We start from the raw sequence: 17,192 nt of genomic DNA, 5'->3' as shown, positions 1-17,192 counted from the left end.
AAGAAAAGGCCCCTTCCGGGGCCTTTTCTGCTCGCTCTGCAGGATCAGCGCTTGTCGGTCGGCACGTAATCGCGCGGCGCGTAGCCCGTGTAGATCTGGCGCGGACGGCCGATCTTGGCCTCCGGGTCGACCTGCTGCTCCAGCCAGTGCGACACCCAGCCGGCGGTGCGGCCGATGGCGAACATGACGGTGAACATCTCGGTCGGGATCTTCAGCGCCTTGTAGATGATGCCGCTGTAGAAGTCGACGTTGGGGTAGAGCTTGCGCTGGATGAAGTACTCGTCCTTCAGCGCCGCCTCTTCCAGCTTCATCGCCACTTCCAGCAGCGGATCGTCGACGCCCAGTTCGCCGAGCACCTTATGGGTCATCTCGCGGATGATCTTGGCGCGCGGATCGAAGTTCTTGTAGACGCGGTGGCCGAAGCCCATCAGGCGGAAGCCCGATTCCTTGTCCTTGGCCTTGGCGATCGCGGTTTCCACCTTGTCCGGCGTGCCGATCTCTTCCAGCATTTTCAGCACGGCCTCGTTGGCGCCGCCGTGCGCGGGGCCCCACAGGGCGGTGATGCCGGCGGCGACCGACGCGTACGGATTGGCACCCGTCGAGCCCACCAGGCGCACGGTGGAGGTGGAGGCATTCTGCTCGTGGTCGGCGTGCAGGATGAACAGCAGGTCCAGCGCCTTGGCGACCACCGGATTCACTTCCAGCGGCTCGCTCGGCACTTCGAACATCATGTGCAGGAAGCGGTCGACGTACTCGAGGTTGTTGCGCGGGTAGCGGATCGGCCAGCCGATCGAGTAGCGGTAGGCGGCGGCGGCCAGGGTCGGCATCTTCGCCAGCAGGCGGATGGCGGCCAGGCGGCGCTGCTCGGGGTCTTCCTGGTCCAGCGTGTCGTGGTAGAACGCCGACAGCGAGGCGACCGTGCCGGCCAGCATGGCCATCGGGTGCGCGTCGTAGTGAAAGCCGTGCAGGAAGTTCTTCAGCGACTCATGCATCATCGTGTGATGCGTGACTTCGTGCTCGAACTTGGCGAATTCCGCCGGGGTGGGCAGTTCGCCGTTCATCAGCAGGTACGACACTTCCAGGAAGCTGGAGTGCTTGGCCAACTGCTCGATGGGGTAGCCGCGGTACAGCAGCACGCCGTTGTCGCCATCGATGTAGGTGATGGCCGACTTGCAGCTGGCGGTGGCGGTGAAACCGGAGTCGTAGGTGAAGAGACCCGTTTCCTTGGTAAGCCTGGAAATGTCGACGCAGTCGTTGCCAAGCGTGGGTTTCAGGACTGGCAGGACGACGGATTTGTCGCCGGCATTCAGCGTGACCTGGTCAAGTTCGGACACAGTGTGCGCTCCTTCGTGGGGTAACGCCGCCGGAGGTCCGGTCGGCGCGTGACGGGAGTCCAGGCGATGAGCCTTGGATGAACCGAATTATCGCACAGCGCTCTGGAGCCGTCGCTCGATACCGCACCAAAGTCAGACCAAAGAATGAGGTCGCCGACGCAACCCTGCGTTCCGGCACGCTGCACGATCGTGCGTGCGCAAACGCGAACGGCCGCGCACAAGGCGCGGCCGCAGGCGGATCAGGCGAACGACGGTTCGATCAGCGCGCGTAGCGCTTCTGGAACTTGTCGATGCGGCCGCTGGTGTCGATGACCTTGTGCTTGCCCGTGTAGAACGGGTGCGAAGCCGAGGAGATTTCGACCTTGATCAGCGGGTAGTCGTTGCCGTCTTCCCACTTCGTCGTTTCCTTGCTGCCCAGCGTGGAGCGGGTCAGGAACTTGAAATCGGAGGTCACGTCGTGGAAGACGACTTCGCGGTAATTCGGATGGATGTCGGCCTTCATGGCGGTAACACCGTGTAGCGGAAATGGAAGAGCGGCATTGTAAACCGCCCCGCCAAGCCCGTGCAAGCCTGCCCTCAGCCGGCGGCCAGGGCCGCCTCGATCAGGGCCTCGAAGCGGGCCTGGTCGTAGCGCAGCAGGATGTTGGCCTTGTCGGGCCGGCCACCCTCCCGGCGCCAGTCGACGATCGAGGCGCCGCGGGCATGGGCGCCCTGCAGCTCGATGGCCAGCGGTCGCTCGGCCAGTTCCAGCGCCCCCTCGGGCGCCAGCACGAAGGCCATGGCCAGGGCGTCGGCCGCATACCAGTGGTCGCCGCGGCGGTCAGCCGACCACAGCCGGGTCTTCTCGGAAATGCGGTCGTAGAACCGGGCGCGGTCGGCATCGGCCCGCAGCCAGCCCGCCACTCGCTCGTGGTGCAGGCCATGGGCGATAGTGGCTTCCCAGTCGGCCAGGTCGTAATGGTCGAAGGCCTCGAGGACCAGGTGCGCGGCTTCGGGGTCGAAGTAGAAATTGAACTCGGCGGCCGGGGTGATGTTGCCGTGACAGGTCACCGCGCCGCCCATCACCACGAAGCGCGCAATCCGCTGCGGCAGCGTCGGGTCCAGCTTGAGCGCCAGCGCGATGTTGGTCAGCGGCCCCAGTGCGACCAGCACCAGCCGGCCCGCGTGTTCGTGCGACAGTCGCAGGATCGCCAATGCAGCGTGTTCGGCCTCTGCCTGGCGCGCCGCGGGCGGGAAGCCGACATCACCGAAGCCGTCCTGCCCGTGCACATAGCCCGCATCCGGCGACGGGTGCAGCAACGGCGCCGGCGCACCGGCGAACACGGGGATATCGTCGCGGCCGGCGACTTCGCACAGCTTCAATGCATTGCGCACGGTGTGCTGCAGGCCCACGTTGCCCGCCGCGATGGTCAGACCGACGATGTCATGGCGCGCATCGTTGAACGCCATCAGCAACGCCAGGGCATCGTCGACGCCGGGGTCGGTGTCGATCAGCAGGGGAATCTTCTCGCTCATCATCTTCTCTTCGTCGTCTTGGCCACCGAGTCTCGCATCGCCGGCGACGACAGGGAAGCGCAGGGCTCTGCGTAGCGCGGCGCCCGCTCGGCTGCCTCTGTCGCCATCCGGAAAGCCGGGCAAGGTCGGCGCTGCGCGACGCTACGCCGATGCGTAGCGAGCAGCGCCGCCGACCCAGCGCTGGATCACGCGGTCCGCCGTGGCGGGAGCGTCGGCCAGCAGGCGCTCCGCCAGTGCGTGCACCTGCGGCAGCAGGCCCGCATCGCGCGCCAGGTCGGCCACGCGGAACGCCGCCAGACCGGTCTGTCGCGTTCCCAGCAGTTCGCCGGGGCCGCGCAGTTCCAGGTCCTTCTCGGCAATGACGAAGCCATCGTTGGTTTCGCGCATCGTCGCCAGCCGGTGCTTGGCCATCATCGACAGCGGCGGCTGGTACATCAGCACGCAGGTGGACGCGGTCGCGCCGCGGCCGACACGACCGCGCAACTGGTGCAGCTGCGCCAGCCCCAGCCGCTCGGCGTTCTCGATGATCATCAGCGAGGCGTTAGGCACGTCGACACCGACCTCAATCACCGTGGTGGCCACCAGCAGGTCGATCTCGCCCTGCTTGAAGCGGCGCATCGTGGCCTGCTTGTCGGCCGCCTTCATGCGCCCGTGCACCAGCGCCACGCGCGCCTCCGACAGGGACGCCGACAGCGCCTCGAACGTGGTCTGTGCCGCCTGCGCGACCACCTCGTCGCTGTCGTCGATCAGCGTGCAGACCCAATACGCCTGCCGGCCCTCCGCACAGGCCGTGCGGATGCGTTCGACCAGTTCCGGCCGGCGCTCCGCGCTCAGTGCCACGGTCTGCACCGGCGTGCGGCCCGGCGGCAGTTCATCGATGGCGGACACGTCCAGATCCGCATAGGCGGCCATCGCCAGCGTGCGCGGAATCGGCGTGGCGGTCATGACTAGCTGGTGCGGTACGCGGTTGGCGCCCGCGCCCTTGTCGCGCAGCGCCAGTCGCTGGTGCACGCCGAAGCGGTGCTGCTCGTCGACGATGGCCAGGCCCAAGTCGTGGAAGGTCACCGCCTCCTGCATCAGCGCGTGCGTGCCCACCACCACCTGCGCTTCGCCCGATGCGACCTGTGCCAGCACCGTCGCGCGCGCCTTGCCGGTGACCTTGCCGGCCAGCCAAGCCACGCGCACGCCCAGCGGCTCCAGCCAGGCGCGCAGGTTGGCCAGGTGTTGCTCGGCCAGCAGTTCGGTGGGTGCGGCCAATGCCACCTGCTTGCCCGCCTCGACCGCCAGCATGCCCGCCAGCGCGGCGACCACGGTCTTGCCGCTGCCCACGTCGCCCTGCACGAGCCGCATCATCGGCGTTGGCTTGCCGATGTCCTCGCGGATCTGCGCGAACACGCGCTGCTGCGCGCCCGTCAGCGTGAACGGCAAGGCCTTGACCAGCGCCTTCACCAACGCGCCCTTGCCTTTCAGTGCCGGCGCACGATGCTGTTGCAACGCCAGCCGTTGCCGGCGCAGGCTCAGGTGGTGCGCCAGCAGTTCCTCGATCGCCAGCCGGCGTTGCGCGGGATGCGTGCCGAGTGCGAGCGCCGCGACGTCCGCATCGCGGGGCGGCCGGTGCATGGTGAGCAGGGCCTGCCGCAGCGAGGGCAAGCCGAGGCCCTCAAGCAGCGTGGCGGGCAGCAGTTCGAGCTGATCATTGTCCGGCAGCCGTTCCAGCGCCTGTCCGACCAGCTTGCGGATGCTCGCCGGCCCCAGCCCTTCGATCGCGGGATAGACCGGATCCAGTGCCTCGCCCAACGCCGCGTCGTCGTCATCGCCGAGCACGCGATAGCTGGGGTGGATGATTTCGAGACCGTTCTGGCCGGGCTTGGGCGTGCCGTAGCACCGGATGCGCGTGCCGACCGCGAACTGCGCCACCTGTGCGGCGCGGAAATGGAAGAAGCGCAGCACCAGCGAGCCCTGTCCGTCGTCGGCCACTGCCACCCGCAGGACGGGCCGATAGCGGAAGCCGCGCTCCACCGCTTCCACGCGCCCTTCCACCTGCGCCGGCACACCGGGCTGCAGCAGGCGGATCGGCGTGATCGCCGTGCGGTCTTCGTAACGCAGCGGCAGGTGCAGCCACAGGTCCTGCATCGTCACCAGTCCGCGCGCCGCGAGCTTCTCCGCCACGCGCGGCCCCACGCCGGGCAGGCGACTCAACGGTTCGGCGGAAAGTTCGATGGCAGGCGTGTCGCGACGTGCAGGCATCGCACAAGGATGCCGGGAACGCCGCCAAACAAAAACCCCGGCATCTCACGATGCCGGGGCCCACGTCCAGCGCGTCGCCGCGCGGCTCAGAACTTCACGGCCACTTCCATGCCGTAGGTGCGCGGCTCGGTGATGGTGGCACCCACCAGTCCCAGCGGTCCGCGGCCATAGGTGTTCAGGCCTTTCACGTACTGGTTGTCGAACACGTTGTTGCCGTAGATCGCCCAGCTCCAGTGCCCTTGCGGCGCGGTCCAGCCGATCCGCAGGTCGGTGCGGTCGCGCGCCTCGCCGATGTCGAGCAGCGCGTTGACCCCGCAATCGCCCTGCAGGTCCGATCCGGCGTTGCAGCGGCTGCGGCCGCGATAAGCGTGCCGCGCCGAGATGCGCAACGCGCCGTGCGCGGCCAGGTCGACCTGGTAGGCCGCACCGAACGAGGCGGTGAAACGCGGCTCGCCGGTCGGCTCGCCGTCCAGGTCCACGCCTTCGGGCGTGACGTAGTCCTTGTACTTGGAATCGATCCACTCGGCCTGGGCATCCAGGGTGAAGGCATCCGTCACCTTCCAGCGCAGGTCCACGTCGAGGCCGGTGGCTTCCAGATCGCCGGTGTCGAACACGAAACGCGGGATGTCGACCGGATTGTTAGGGTCGGGATCGATCAACCGCACGGACTGCCGGTTGTCGTAGCGGTAGTGGAACAGCGACGCGTTCCAGGCGAAGCGCCCGAACGACTGCTTGATGCCGGCTTCCAGGTTCCAGACATCCTCGTTCTCGAACGCCGGACCGATCTGCAGTGCATTGAAGCCGCCGGCCTTGTAGCCCTTGGCCAGCGAACCGAACACCATGGTGTTGTCGTCGAGGTGGTAGTCGACGACGAAGCGCGGGCTGACATCGCTCCAGCTGCGCTTGTCGCGCACCAGCACGCCCTTGTTGACGATGGCCGGCGGATCGATGAACGCCATGTCGAAGGTCAGCGTCTCGCGGCTGATCGGGATGCCCAGCTGCCCCAGCGCGGCGAAGAAGCCCAGCGACTCCAGCAGCGCCAGCTTGGCTTCCAGCTCCGGCGCATTGCGCGGCGTGTTGAGCCAGGTGAAATCCTTCTCGTCGCGGGTGTAGCGCAGACCGAAAGTCAGATTGAGCCGATCGGTCGCGCGCCAGATGACATCGCCGAACGCCGCGTAGGCGTTGGTCGACAGCGTGTTGTTGAAGCGCTCGTTCCAGCGGTCGCCGACCAGCGAGACGGGGATGCCGTTCATCTGCGCCAGCAGCGAGGTGAAGCCGAACAGGCTGCCGTCCGGCGTCGGCGCGATGCCGAGGTTGCGCACGATGTTGTCCACCGCCTCGGTATTGGTGTTCACCTCGCTGGTCTGGCGCGCGTCCTCCTTGAAGAAGCTGGCACCGGCCACCCAGTCCATACGCGCGTTGCTGCCGGCGAACTTGAACTCCTGGTAGAAGGTCTCGTTGCTCTCGGTGTTGACCGAGTCAATGTACAGGTCGGCGCGGTTGGTGCCGTCCTCTTCGGTCTGGTTCAGCGAGTCGTACTCGCGCCACGACGAAGTCGAGGTCAGATTTCCCCAGGAAAACGCGTGATCGATGATCAGGGTGACGCCATCGAACGTGCGCCACTCGGCGTTGTTCGCATCGCTGTAGGTCGGGACCTTGCGCGGATCGAGGTAGTCGTCCGGATCGACCGGCACGGGCGGTCGCTGCGGATAGGCCGGCAACGGCACGATACCGGTGGTGACGCGGCCGTTCTGGTCCAGGCTTTCGTGGTCCCAGCTCAGCAGCGCCGTGGTGTTGTCGCCGATGCGCAGCTGCCACGCCGCGCGCGCGGCCCACACGTTCTCGCCGCCGAGATCCTTGCCGGTCGCGCCGTCCTGGAACCAGCCGTCGCTGTGGTTGAACAGCGCGTTCACGCGGAAGGCCGAGACGTCGCTGACGGGGATGTTCCACATCGCGTCGACGTACTGCTTGCCGTAGTTGCCGAGTCGCAGCCGCAGGCGCGCTTCGGTCTCGTCCTGCGGCCGGCGGGTCACCAGCGAGATCGCACCCGCGGCGGTGTTGCGGCCGAACAAGGTGCCCTGCGGCCCCTTCAGCACCTCGATGCGCTCGACATCGAGGAACGGCAGCAGCACGCCGCCGCCGCGGCCGCCGTAGACGCCATCGACGAAGATGCCCACCGCCGGATCGGTGCCGATGCCGAAGTCGCTGGTTTCCACGCCGCGCAGGCGGAACGAAGGTTGCGTGGGCTGGGCGGCGTCGACCACCAGGCCGGGCACGAAGGCATCGATGTCGCCCAGGTTCTCCGCCGCGACATCGTCGAGCAGCTGCTGGTCGACGACCTGCAGCGCGATCGGCACATCCTGCAGCTCCTGCTGCCGACTTTGCGCGGTGACGGTGATGGTGTCGAGGTTGGTGGCCTGCTGTTCGCCCTCGGGCGTTGCCTGCGCCCACGCCGTGCCGCTCGCACCGAGCACCACGCAACTGCCGAACAGCGCCCGCCGAAGCCCCACGACCAGATTCCGTTGCATCACTTTCATCACGCCCTCCCGGAAGCGTTGTACGGATACCGGCCTCAGCTGGCCGGCGGTGGTTCACTACCTGTCGCCGTCGCCGTGTCGCAGCTGCCTGCCTGCGCATTGATCCAGGCGCGGATCAGTTCGACCCCTTCCCGATGCACGACCGAGCGCCCCAGCTCCGGCATCATGATCGCGGGATCATCGCTGTCCAACCGGTAATCGAAGATGGAATCGGCCGCACGCCCCGGGACGATGTCGTACAAGCGGTTGCCCGTGCCCTTGCCCGCCGCGATCGGCTGCTTGCAGAAACCCAGCTTCAGCCGGTCCTGCGTGTGCGCGTCCAGCCACAGGCCGGACGTGATGGCCGGGCCGGTGGCGCTGTGGCAGTGGCCGCAGTTGATGTCCAGATAGGCGCGGGCGCGGGCATCGAGCGGGGCTTCGGCATCAATCGCGTCCGCAAGACGCGGCGCATTCGCCGGCATGCCCGTCAGGTAACCGATGCGGACCAGATGCGCCAGTTGGTTTTCCTTGCCGCCCGCGTAGTCGAAATCGCGATTCAGATGCCGCGCCTTCGGCCCGATCGGCAGCAGCCTGCGCGACTTGTTGTCGGTGATATGACAGCCGCCGCACTGGTTCTGGTCCGGCACCTGGTAGTTCGCCGCCTGACGCTGGCCCTGCGCATCGACCAGCTCGAGTTCGACCAGCTCGCCCGTGCGCTTCAGCGTGGCGGCGGTCTGCGCGTCGTTCCACACATAGGGCAAGGCGACCCAGCCTTCGGCGCGATGGACCAGCAGCCGCGTCTCGATCAGCCGCACCTTCGCAAGGTCCAGTGTTTCCGCTTCGAGCGACGACTGCGAGGGCAGCGTGCGTGCGACCGACCTGCCGTCCCACGCTTCTCCTTGGGGCAGCGGGTAGTAGAACGTCTTGGTGAGGATGGTGCCGACGGGAAAGTCGAAGCTCTGTTCCGGCCGGTACGTCGCCGAGGTGCCGGCCGGCATCCAGACGGTGCGCAGCTTGTGCGCGTAGTCGCTGAACAACGGCGTGTTGAGATCGTAGGGCACGACGCCTTCGTTGAGATGCAGGCGACCGTCTTCGATCCGCAGCACGCCCCATTCGTCCAGCGTGGCCGGCTGGCCTTCGGCGAAGAACTGCACGCGCGATGCCGGTCGGCACGCGGACAGCGCCACCCCGGCCGCAAGGACCACCAGCAACACCGCCGCGCGCAACCGCATGCGCTCGCCTCAACCGCGCTTCAGATCGACCGCCGGCAGGCGCGGCAGTTCGCAATCGTGGAGCTGGGCGTCCTTGCTCGGGTTCTTGTAGCCGCCCGGACCGTCCGCATTGACCACGCCGTTGACGTCGCGCAGGCAGATCTGCGGCCCGACTTTCCGGCCGTCCACCACGCGCTCCTGGTTGAAGTAGCCATCCCACAGCACGTCGGGGAAGGTGCCGCGCAGGCCGTAGGTAGCGACCTTCAGCGCCTTCAGGTCGAAGCCATCCGGCGAATCGCCACCCCCGGACAGCGTGTTGCCATGGATGAAGATGCGCTCGGGGTATGGATCGAAGTTCGGCGACGCGCTGCTGTCCTTGTAGCCGGTGGAATAGACGCTGGAGACGATGATGTTGGCGGTCGCGTTGTCGCGGATCTCGTTGCCGAACACTTCGATGTCGTCGTTGGAATTGATGACGATGCCCGACCCGGCCGGCACGCTGGCCACCGGCGTGCCCTTCGCGCCGAAGTTCTCGTGGTTGTTGGCGATCACCTTGTTCGCATAGACGCGGATGTTGCCGCCCTGCTGCGACAAGCCGGGCATGTTGAAGACCAGGATGCCGCCGGTATTGCCGGTGGCCACGTTCTCGTAGACATCGGCGTTGATGGTGTTCTCGATCTCGATGCCGGCCACGTTCTGCTCGGCACGGCTGCGCCGTACGATCACGCCGTCGGACTGGCCCACGTAGATGCCGGCGTCGGACGCGCCGATGGACACCGTGTCCTCGATCAGCACGTTCTTCGTCAGTACCGGATAGATGCCGTAGGCGCCGTTCTTGGTGCTGGGACCGCCGGTCCATTGCACCTTGACGCCACGGATGGTGATGTTCGACGACTCGCTGATCTTCAGCCCGTCGCCCCTGGAATCCTCGATGGTGAGGTTCTCGATGGTGAAGTCGTTGCCGTTGACCAGCAGGCCCTCGGCGCCGGCCTTCTGTCCCTTGAAGCTCAGCACGCTCTTGTCCATGCCGGCACCGCGGATGGTCACGCCGTCGGCGCGCAGGCTGAGGCTGCGGTCGAAGGCATGGCGACCGGCCGGGATCTCGATGACGTCGCCGGGCCTGGCGTCCAGCAGGCGCTCCTGCAGGGCCGTCGCGAAGGCGGCGTCGGCGGCCGCGACGGGTTCAGCTTCCGGCGCCTTCTGGCAGGCGCAGGCCAGCAGCGCCAACGCGCCGGTCACCGCCACGGACATGGTGCGTTGCATGAGGTCCCCTCCCATACGCCTGCGTAGTGCCCCGCAGTCTGGTGCGCGGGCAGGTGCCGCACGGAGGGCGGGAGCGGCATACTACGGGGGGTAAAGCGGACAAGCTGGAGGGCTTCGATGCGCTGGAAGACCGGACTGGGCCATCGCCTGTCGATCGCCAACCTGCCCACCAACATGCTGTGCGGCCTGGTGCTGCTGGCCGGCGAATTCGGCGTGAAGGCGGAAAGCTGGTTCGCCGGCATGCGACTGAACGTGCAGGAGATCCACGATCCGCAGGCGCGCGTGTCCTACCGCCAGGCCAGCGAGATCATCCGCCGTGCCCTGCCGACGCTGCCGATTGACGGCGTGGGCCTGGCGATGGGCGAGAAGCAGAACGGCGGCAACTTCGGCCTGCTCGGACTGGCGATGAAGACCGCGCCGACGTTCGGCGACGCCGTGCAGATCGGCCTGGAGTACCAGCGCAACCTCGGCCCGCTGATGGACCTGGACCTGCAGGACCGCGACGACGGCAGCCTCGCCGTGGTGGCGACCGCACCGGAGGAGGCCACCGACCTGCTGCCGTTCCTGTGCGAGGAGATGTTCGCCAGCACACTGATGCTGGCCCGCGAACTGGCGGGGCCGGCGTTCCGTCCGCTGCGGCTGGAACTCGGTTATCCGGCACCGCGTTATGCCGCGCGCTATGACGACCTGTTCGGTTGCGAGGTCCGCTTCGACCAGCCCCAGCACGCGATGGTGGTGGACCGGCGTTGGCTGGAGCTCCCGTTCGCCAGCTACAACCCGGTGACCTCGCGGCAGGCGCTGGCCCTGTGCCGCGCACAGCTCACCGCGATGTCGCTGCGCGGCGAAACCACCGCGGCGGTCGAACGCCAGCTGCGCCCGCGGCTGCGCGACAACCCGCAGATGACTGACGTCGCCGAAGCGCTGCACCTGAGCGAGCGCACCCTGCGCCGCCAGCTTGCCGAGGAAGGCACCACGTTCAGCGCCATCCACGATCGCGTGCGCACCGAACGGGCACTGGAGCTGCTGCAGGATGCCGAAACCACCATCGCCGCCGTCGGCAGCCAGATCGGCTTCAACGACGTGCGCGAGTTCCGCCGCGCGTTCAAGCGCTGGACCGGGCATACGCCGAGCGAGACCCGACGCTCGCCCGCGTAGAGCGGAGCGTGCTCCGCTGTCTTTTGCTGTGTCGACGACATGCCTGAAGGCATGCGGAGCCGAGCAAGCTCGGCCCTACGACGCCTCCGCCCTCAGTCCAGCAGCATCACCGCATCGACTTCGAAGGCCGCACCTTTCGGCAGTCCGGAGACCTCGATCGTCGAGCGCGCGGGATACGGCGCCGCGAAGTAGTCCTGCATCACCGCATTGACCGCCGCGAACTGCGACAGGTCGGTCAGGTACAGACCCAGTCGCACGATGCGGTCGAGCGAACCGCCTGCGGCTTCCGCCACAGCCTTCAGGTTGTCGAAGGCGCGGCGCGCCTGCACGGTGATGTCGCCGTCGACCAGGTTGCCGGTCGCCGGATCCAGCGGGATCTGCCCGGAGAAGTACACCGTGTTGCCGGCGCGCACCGCTTGCGAGTACGGGCCGATGGCCGCGGGCGCCTGGTCGGTGTGGATGATCTGCTTGGTCATTCGTGACTCCCGTGTGGATACCCGGATTCTAAATAGGGCGGGCCTTGGCCTGCCAACGCGATCACTCGGATCGCAATGGCATTGATCGGTGCAGGCGATGGACATTAGTCGCCATCGTCGCAGGCACAGGCATGAAGACGGCGGGCCAAGGCCCGCCCTACGTCATTGCCGCCGCACGCCGTGCACGACATTGAGACGCCGCAGCCGGCGCATCACTTCCGCCAGATGGTTGCGGTCGCGCACCTGGATCGAGAAGCGCAGCACGGCGACGTTGATGTCGCGCTCCAGGTACTCGACGCGCTCGATGTTGGACAGGCTCTTGGCGACCGCGGCGGCGACCTGCGCCAGCACGCCAGGGCGGTTCTCCACGTCGATCAGCAGCGCGGCATCGTAGTCGCCGGTGACCTTGGCATCCCACGCGATCGGCACCCAGCGTTCGGGCGACTTGCGGAACTCGGTAACGTTGGGGCAATCCAGCCGGTGCACCACGATGCCCTTGCCGGCCGTGTGGTAGCCCATGATCTCGTCGCCGGGGATCGGCTGGCAGCACTGCGCGAAACTGACCACGCCGCGCTCGCCACCGGTGATCAGGATCTTTTCCTGCGAATGCTTGGAATGCCCGCCGGCGCGCAGTTCGGCGAACGCGGTCAGCGCCTGCGCCGCCTGCGACGGCATCCAGTTGCCGAGCGCCACGTCGGCCAGGAAGGCTTCCAGGCGCGGATACTTGTGCTCGCTGAGGAAGGCCTCCAGGCGCTGCTGCGGCAGGCGTTCGAGCGAACTGTCGAGGTCCTCCAGCGCACGGTCGAGCATGCGGTGGCCGAGCTGTACGGCGTCCTCGTGTTCCAGCTGCTTGAGCTGGTGGCGGATCGCGGTGCGCGCCTTGCTGGTGACCACGAACTCCAGCCACTGCGGCTTCGGCGCCGCCGACTTGGCGGTGATGATCTCCACGCTCTGGCCGCTGACCAGCTTGGTGCGCAGCGGTACCAGCTTCTTGTCCACGCGCGAAGCGACCGCCTGGTTGCCGACGTCGGTGTGCACCGCATAGGCGAAGTCCAGCGCGGTGGCGTTGCGCGGCAGCGAGAGGATCTTGCCCTTCGGCGTGAACAGATAGACCTCGTCCGGGAACAGGTCGACCTTGACGTTGTCCAGGAACTCCAGCGACGAACCGGCGGCGCGCTGGTTGTCGATCAGTTCCACGATCCACGCATGCGCGCGGTTCTGCGCGCTGTTCGGCGAATCGGTGCCGAACTTGTAGGTCCAGTGCGCGGCGATGCCGCGCTCGGCGATCAGGTCCATCTCCGTGGTGCGGATCTGCACTTCGATCGGCGACCCGTACGGACCGAACAGCACCGTGTGCAGCGACTGGTAACCGTTGGCCTTCGGGATGGCGATGAAATCGCGGAAGCGCCCGTCCAGCGGCTTGTACTGCGCGTGCGCGGCGCCGAGCGCGTGGTAGCAGTCCGGCACCGAGTCGACCACCACGCGGAAGCCGAACACGTCCATCACCCGGTCGAAGCTTTTGCCCTCGCCGAGCATCTTGTTGTAGATGCTCCAGGGGGTCTTCACCCGGCTGACCAGGCGATGTTCGATCCCTTCCTTGGCCAGACGCTGCGACAGGTGCGCTTCGATCTGCGCCATCGACTCGCGGCGCATCACCGGCTGGCTGCGGATGTGCTTCTCGATCACCGCGTGCCGCCACGGATGCAGCGCGCGGAAACCGAGGTCCTGCAGCTCCGACTTGACCAGGTTCATGCCCAGCCGCTGCGCGATGGGCGCGTAGATCTCCAACGTCTCACGGGCGATGCGCCCGCGGGCCTCGGCGCTCTGCGCGCCCAGCGTGCGCATGTTGTGCAGGCGGTCGGCCAGCTTGATCATGATCACGCGCAGGTCGCGCGACATGGCCAGCAGCATCTTGCGGAAGCTCTCGGCGGCCGCCTCCTGGCGGTCGCGGAACTTCAGCTTGTCCAGCTTGGTGACGCCTTCCACCAGTTCGGCGACCGACTCGCCGAACTCGGCGGCGATGTCGACACCGGTCAACGGCGTGTCCTCGATGGTGTCGTGCAGGATCGCCGCGATCAGCGTCTCGGCGTCCATGCCCAGTTCGGCCAGTACGCCGGCCACGGCGACCGGATGGGTGATGTAGGGCTCGCCGGATTTGCGGGTCTGTCCGGCGTGCGCGGCGGCCCCGACTTCCCAGGCGCGCCGCAGCAGCGGCAGCTGCTCCTTCGGCAGATACGACGCCGTTTTCTCGAACTGGGCGACGTACTCGGGCACACCCTCGTCACGCGACGACGCGGGGCTGCGGAGTGCCTTGGCGGTACGGCCTGAATTCATGCCGCCAGACTATGCCAGTCACGTCGCCACGGCAACGCGCTTGCGGCGCCCTGAAACGCGGAAAGCCCGCTTGCGCGGGCCTTCCGTCGATCATCCGTTCCGATCGGAACGTTAGTCGAGAGCGATCAGTCGTCGCCCTTCGACAGGTCGTCGTCGGCCACCACTTCAGCGGCGGCCCACTCCAGCGCCTCACGCTCGGCGCGCTCGCGCTCGGCTTTCTCGACGCGGTCGATCAGTTCGTTGTCGATCCTGCGGGCGGCGATCTCGCGCAGCGCCAGCACGGTCGGCTTGTCCTGGTGTTCGCTGTTGTCGATGGTCGGCTCCACGCCGTTCGCCAGCTGGCGGGCGCGCTTGGCGGCCATCGTGACCAGATCGAAACGGTTATCTACGACTTCCAGGCAATCTTCGACGGTAATGCGGGCCATGCGGGCTCCCGGCGACCAGACAGGCCGCGCAGTGAATACGGAAAGGGGCCGGGATTGTAGGCAGCCGGCCGGAACAATGCAAGCCTTTCCTTCAAAATCAAGGATTTAAAGGTGAAGTCGACTGCGCAACCGTAGAGCGGGGCCTGCTCCGCCGCTCCTCCACGCCGGTTTTCAGCGCTCGGAGTCGGGCGCTACTCGGCCAGCAGCGCCGCGATCAGTCCGGCGTGGCGCATGTCCTGTGCCTCCCGGCGCAGGCGGCTGGCGGTGAAGATGGCGTGCATCTGCTCGACGGCGGCCTCGAACACGTCGTTGACGATGACGTAGTCGAACTCGGCGTAGTGCGACATCTCCTCGCGCGCGGCCGCCAGACGGCGCTGGATGACCTCCTCGCTGTCCTGCCCGCGGGCGCGCATGCGCTGCTCCAGCGCGTCGCGCGAGGGCGGCAGGATGAACACGCTGACCGCCTCCGGCACCTTCTCGCGCACCTGCCGCGCGCCTTGCCAGTCGATCTCCAGCAGCACGTCCTTGCCGGCCGCCAGTTGCGGCTCGACCGACTGGCGCGCGGTGCCCTTCCAGTCGCCGTGGACTTCGGCGTACTCGAAGAAGTCGCCGGCCCGGATCATCGCCTTGAATTCGTCGGCGGTGATGAAGTGGTAGTGCTGCGCATGCCGCTCGCCCGGGCGCGCGCCGCGCGAGGTGAACGAGATGGACAGCGCGATGTCGGCATCGCGCGCCAGCACCGCGTTGACGATGCTGCTCTTGCCTGCACCCGATGGGGCCGCGACGATGTAGAGCGTCCCCCGCTGCGCGGGGGCGGGATTCGGGATTCGGGACTCGGGATTCGCCGAATCGGCACCCGTGGAAGTGGAAATCTGATTCATGGATGCATCCCGATAGCGGCAACGCCGGCTGTTGTCGAATCCCCAATCCCGAATGCCGAATCCCGGCTACTCAATGTTCTGCACCTGTTCGCGGATCTGGTCGATCAGCACCTTCAGCTCCACCGCGATATTGGTGGTGCGGACGTCGACGGACTTGGAGCCAAGGGTGTTCGCTTCGCGGTTGAATTCCTGCAGCAGGAAGTCCAGCCGGCGGCCCTGCGGTTCCTTCTGGGTGAACACGCGGCGGATCTCCTTGACGTGGCTGTCGAGGCGGTCGAGCTCCTCGTCCACGTCGAGCTTCTGCAGCCACATCACCAGTTCCTGCTCCAGCCGGCCCTGTTCCATGTTCTGCGCCACGTCGGCCAGGCGCGCTTCCAGCTTCTGCCGCTGGCCGGCGCGGATCTGCGGAATCAGTGTGCGGACGTCGGCCGCCAGCGCGGCGATGCCGTCCACGCGTTCCAGGATGGCCGCCACCAGCTTGCCGCCCTCGCGCTCGCGCGCGGCGACGAACTGGTCCAGCACTGCATCCAGCAGTGCCAGCGCCTCGGCCTGCAGCGCCTCCATGTCCACGCCCTTGCTCTGCAGCACGCCGGGGAACTGCAGCAGGTCGGTCAGTTCGGTGCGCAGGTTGGGCAGGCGCAGCGACAGGTCCATCGCCAGTTCCGACAGCTGCGCGATCACGCGCGGGTTGATCTGCAGGGCGCCCTCGCCCTCGGGGGCACGCAGGCGCAAGGTCAGGTCCAGCTTGCCGCGGGAGACGCGGGACGCCACGCGCTCGCGCAGGGCCGGCTCCAGCGCGCGCAGTTCGTCCGGCAGGCGCACGCCCAGTTCCAGGAAGCGGTGGTTGACCGCGCGCAGTTCGGCCGCCAGCGTGCCGCCCTCGGTGGCGCGTTCGCCGGTGGCGAATGCCGTCATGCTGCGGATCATGCAGGTGCCCATCGGATCAGTGAGCGGCGCATCTTAGCAGCCTGCACGGCGCCGGCCGGGCGCGGACGGGCGGACTGGTAGACTTCGACCCCCTCATTGCGGATGTCCCCATGTCCTTCTCCCGCCCCAGTGGCCGCCAGCCCGACCAGATGCGCGATGTCAGCATCCTGCGCAACTACACCCGCCACGCGGAGGGCTCGGTGCTGGTCAGCTTCGGCCACACCCGCGTGCTGTGCACGGCGACCGTGGAGAACAAGGTGCCGGGCTTCCTGCGCGGCAAGGGCGAAGGCTGGGTCACCGCCGAGTACGGCATGTTGCCGCGCTCCACCCACACCCGCAGCGACCGCGAAGCCTCGCGCGGCAAACAGAGCGGACGCACGCTGGAGATCCAGCGCCTGATCGGCCGCACCCTGCGCGCCTGCGTGGACCGCGGCGCACTGGGCGAGCGCACCATCACCCTGGATTGCGATGTGCTGCAGGCCGACGGCGGCACCCGCACGGCCGCCATCACTGGCGCCTACGTGGCGCTGGTGGATGCGGTGAACTGGCTGAAGTCGCGCAATGACATCAAGCGCGACGTGGTGCATGGCGCCGTGGCCGCCGTCTCGGTGGGCATTTACCGCGGCGTGCCGGTGCTGGATCTGGATTACCCCGAGGACAGCGACTGCGACACCGACATGAACCTGGTGATGAACGACGGCGGCGGCTTCATCGAGCTGCAGGGCACGGCCGAAGGCCATGCCTTCCGCCGCGACGAACTGGATGCGCTGCTCGCGCTGGGCGAGAAGGGCATCGGCGAGCTGTTCGCTGCGCAGCGGGCGGCGCTGGCGGGCTGATGTTTTCCTGTGGGAGCGACGTCAGTCGCGATAGCCCGTCGGTAAAGCCTCATCGCGACTGACGTCGCTCCC

Annotated in this window: 14 protein-coding genes; 2 read left to right on the top strand and 12 right to left on the bottom strand. The window is 67.4% G+C overall.

The features are described from left to right. Positions 1 to 44: 44 nt before the first annotated feature. The 7 genes from ASD77_RS08940 to ASD77_RS08910 all read right to left on the bottom strand — a co-directional run bounded on the left by ASD77_RS08940 (position 45) and on the right by ASD77_RS08910 (position 10,086). Positions 45 to 1,334 (bottom strand): citrate synthase, encoded by a 1,290-nt coding sequence (locus ASD77_RS08940; protein ID WP_055940097.1) that lies wholly within the window; start codon positions 1,332 to 1,334, stop codon positions 45 to 47. Between the two features lie 259 nt (positions 1,335 to 1,593). Next, positions 1,594 to 1,836, bottom strand: a complete 243-nt coding sequence (locus ASD77_RS08935) for a type B 50S ribosomal protein L31 (RefSeq protein WP_055940095.1) — start codon at positions 1,834 to 1,836, stop codon at positions 1,594 to 1,596. Positions 1,837 to 1,910: 74 nt separating this feature from the next. Next, entirely contained in the window at positions 1,911 to 2,849 is a 939-nt protein-coding gene (locus tag ASD77_RS08930) for a nucleoside hydrolase (RefSeq protein ID WP_055941216.1), read from the bottom strand. Between the two features lie 141 nt (positions 2,850 to 2,990). Continuing rightward, the gene (gene recG / locus ASD77_RS08925; protein ID WP_055940093.1) at positions 2,991 to 5,096 is read right to left on the bottom strand and encodes an ATP-dependent DNA helicase RecG; all 2,106 of its coding nucleotides are present in this window, start codon (positions 5,094 to 5,096) and stop codon (positions 2,991 to 2,993) included. Positions 5,097 to 5,182: 86 nt separating this feature from the next. Further along, positions 5,183 to 7,633, bottom strand: a complete 2,451-nt coding sequence (locus ASD77_RS08920; protein ID WP_055940091.1) for a TonB-dependent receptor — start codon at positions 7,631 to 7,633, stop codon at positions 5,183 to 5,185. Between the two features lie 35 nt (positions 7,634 to 7,668). Further along, positions 7,669 to 8,844 carry an SO2930 family diheme c-type cytochrome gene (locus ASD77_RS08915; RefSeq protein ID WP_055940089.1) on the bottom strand — a complete coding sequence of 392 codons (1,176 nt, stop codon included), beginning with the start codon at positions 8,842 to 8,844 and terminating at the stop codon, positions 7,669 to 7,671. Positions 8,845 to 8,853: 9 nt separating this feature from the next. Continuing rightward, on the bottom strand, positions 8,854 to 10,086 hold the full coding sequence (locus tag ASD77_RS08910; RefSeq protein WP_156383534.1) for a parallel beta-helix domain-containing protein: 1,233 nt from the start codon (positions 10,084 to 10,086) through the stop codon (positions 8,854 to 8,856). 117 nt (positions 10,087 to 10,203) lie between these two features. On the opposite strand from ASD77_RS08910, the gene ASD77_RS08905 reads away from it, so the two are divergent. Further along, positions 10,204 to 11,241 (top strand): AraC family transcriptional regulator, encoded by a 1,038-nt coding sequence (locus tag ASD77_RS08905; protein ID WP_200947370.1) that lies wholly within the window; start codon positions 10,204 to 10,206, stop codon positions 11,239 to 11,241. 92 nt (positions 11,242 to 11,333) lie between these two features. Here the strand turns inward: ASD77_RS08905 and ASD77_RS08900 are convergent, their stop codons facing one another. From ASD77_RS08900 to ASD77_RS08880, 5 genes are all read right to left on the bottom strand, one after another. Then, a complete protein-coding gene (locus ASD77_RS08900) occupies positions 11,334 to 11,717 on the bottom strand; it encodes a RidA family protein (RefSeq protein ID WP_055940085.1) in 384 nt (127 codons plus the stop codon). A gap of 162 nt (positions 11,718 to 11,879) precedes the next feature. Then, positions 11,880 to 14,051: a bifunctional (p)ppGpp synthetase/guanosine-3',5'-bis(diphosphate) 3'-pyrophosphohydrolase gene (locus tag ASD77_RS08895; protein ID WP_055940082.1), complete on the bottom strand. Its 2,172-nt coding sequence runs from the start codon at positions 14,049 to 14,051 to the stop codon at positions 11,880 to 11,882. Positions 14,052 to 14,176: 125 nt separating this feature from the next. Further along, complete coding sequence (gene rpoZ / locus ASD77_RS08890; RefSeq protein ID WP_055940079.1) at positions 14,177 to 14,476, bottom strand: DNA-directed RNA polymerase subunit omega; 300 nt, start codon at positions 14,474 to 14,476, stop codon at positions 14,177 to 14,179. A 191-nt stretch (positions 14,477 to 14,667) separates the two neighbouring features. Next, positions 14,668 to 15,357, bottom strand: coding sequence for a guanylate kinase (gmk, locus tag ASD77_RS08885; RefSeq protein WP_082563189.1), 690 nt, complete (start codon positions 15,355 to 15,357; stop codon positions 14,668 to 14,670). A 66-nt stretch (positions 15,358 to 15,423) separates the two neighbouring features. After that, positions 15,424 to 16,284, bottom strand: coding sequence for a YicC/YloC family endoribonuclease (locus ASD77_RS08880; protein WP_055941208.1), 861 nt, complete (start codon positions 16,282 to 16,284; stop codon positions 15,424 to 15,426). A 110-nt stretch (positions 16,285 to 16,394) separates the two neighbouring features. On the opposite strand from ASD77_RS08880, the gene rph reads away from it, so the two are divergent. Further along, complete coding sequence (rph, locus tag ASD77_RS08875) at positions 16,395 to 17,120, top strand: ribonuclease PH (RefSeq protein WP_055940077.1); 726 nt, start codon at positions 16,395 to 16,397, stop codon at positions 17,118 to 17,120. Positions 17,121 to 17,192: the final 72 nt, after the last annotated feature.

Source organism: Pseudoxanthomonas sp. Root65, assembly GCF_001427635.1.
Classification (GTDB): domain Bacteria; phylum Pseudomonadota; class Gammaproteobacteria; order Xanthomonadales; family Xanthomonadaceae; genus Pseudoxanthomonas_A.
This window is presented reverse-complemented; position numbering and strand designations above follow the sequence as displayed.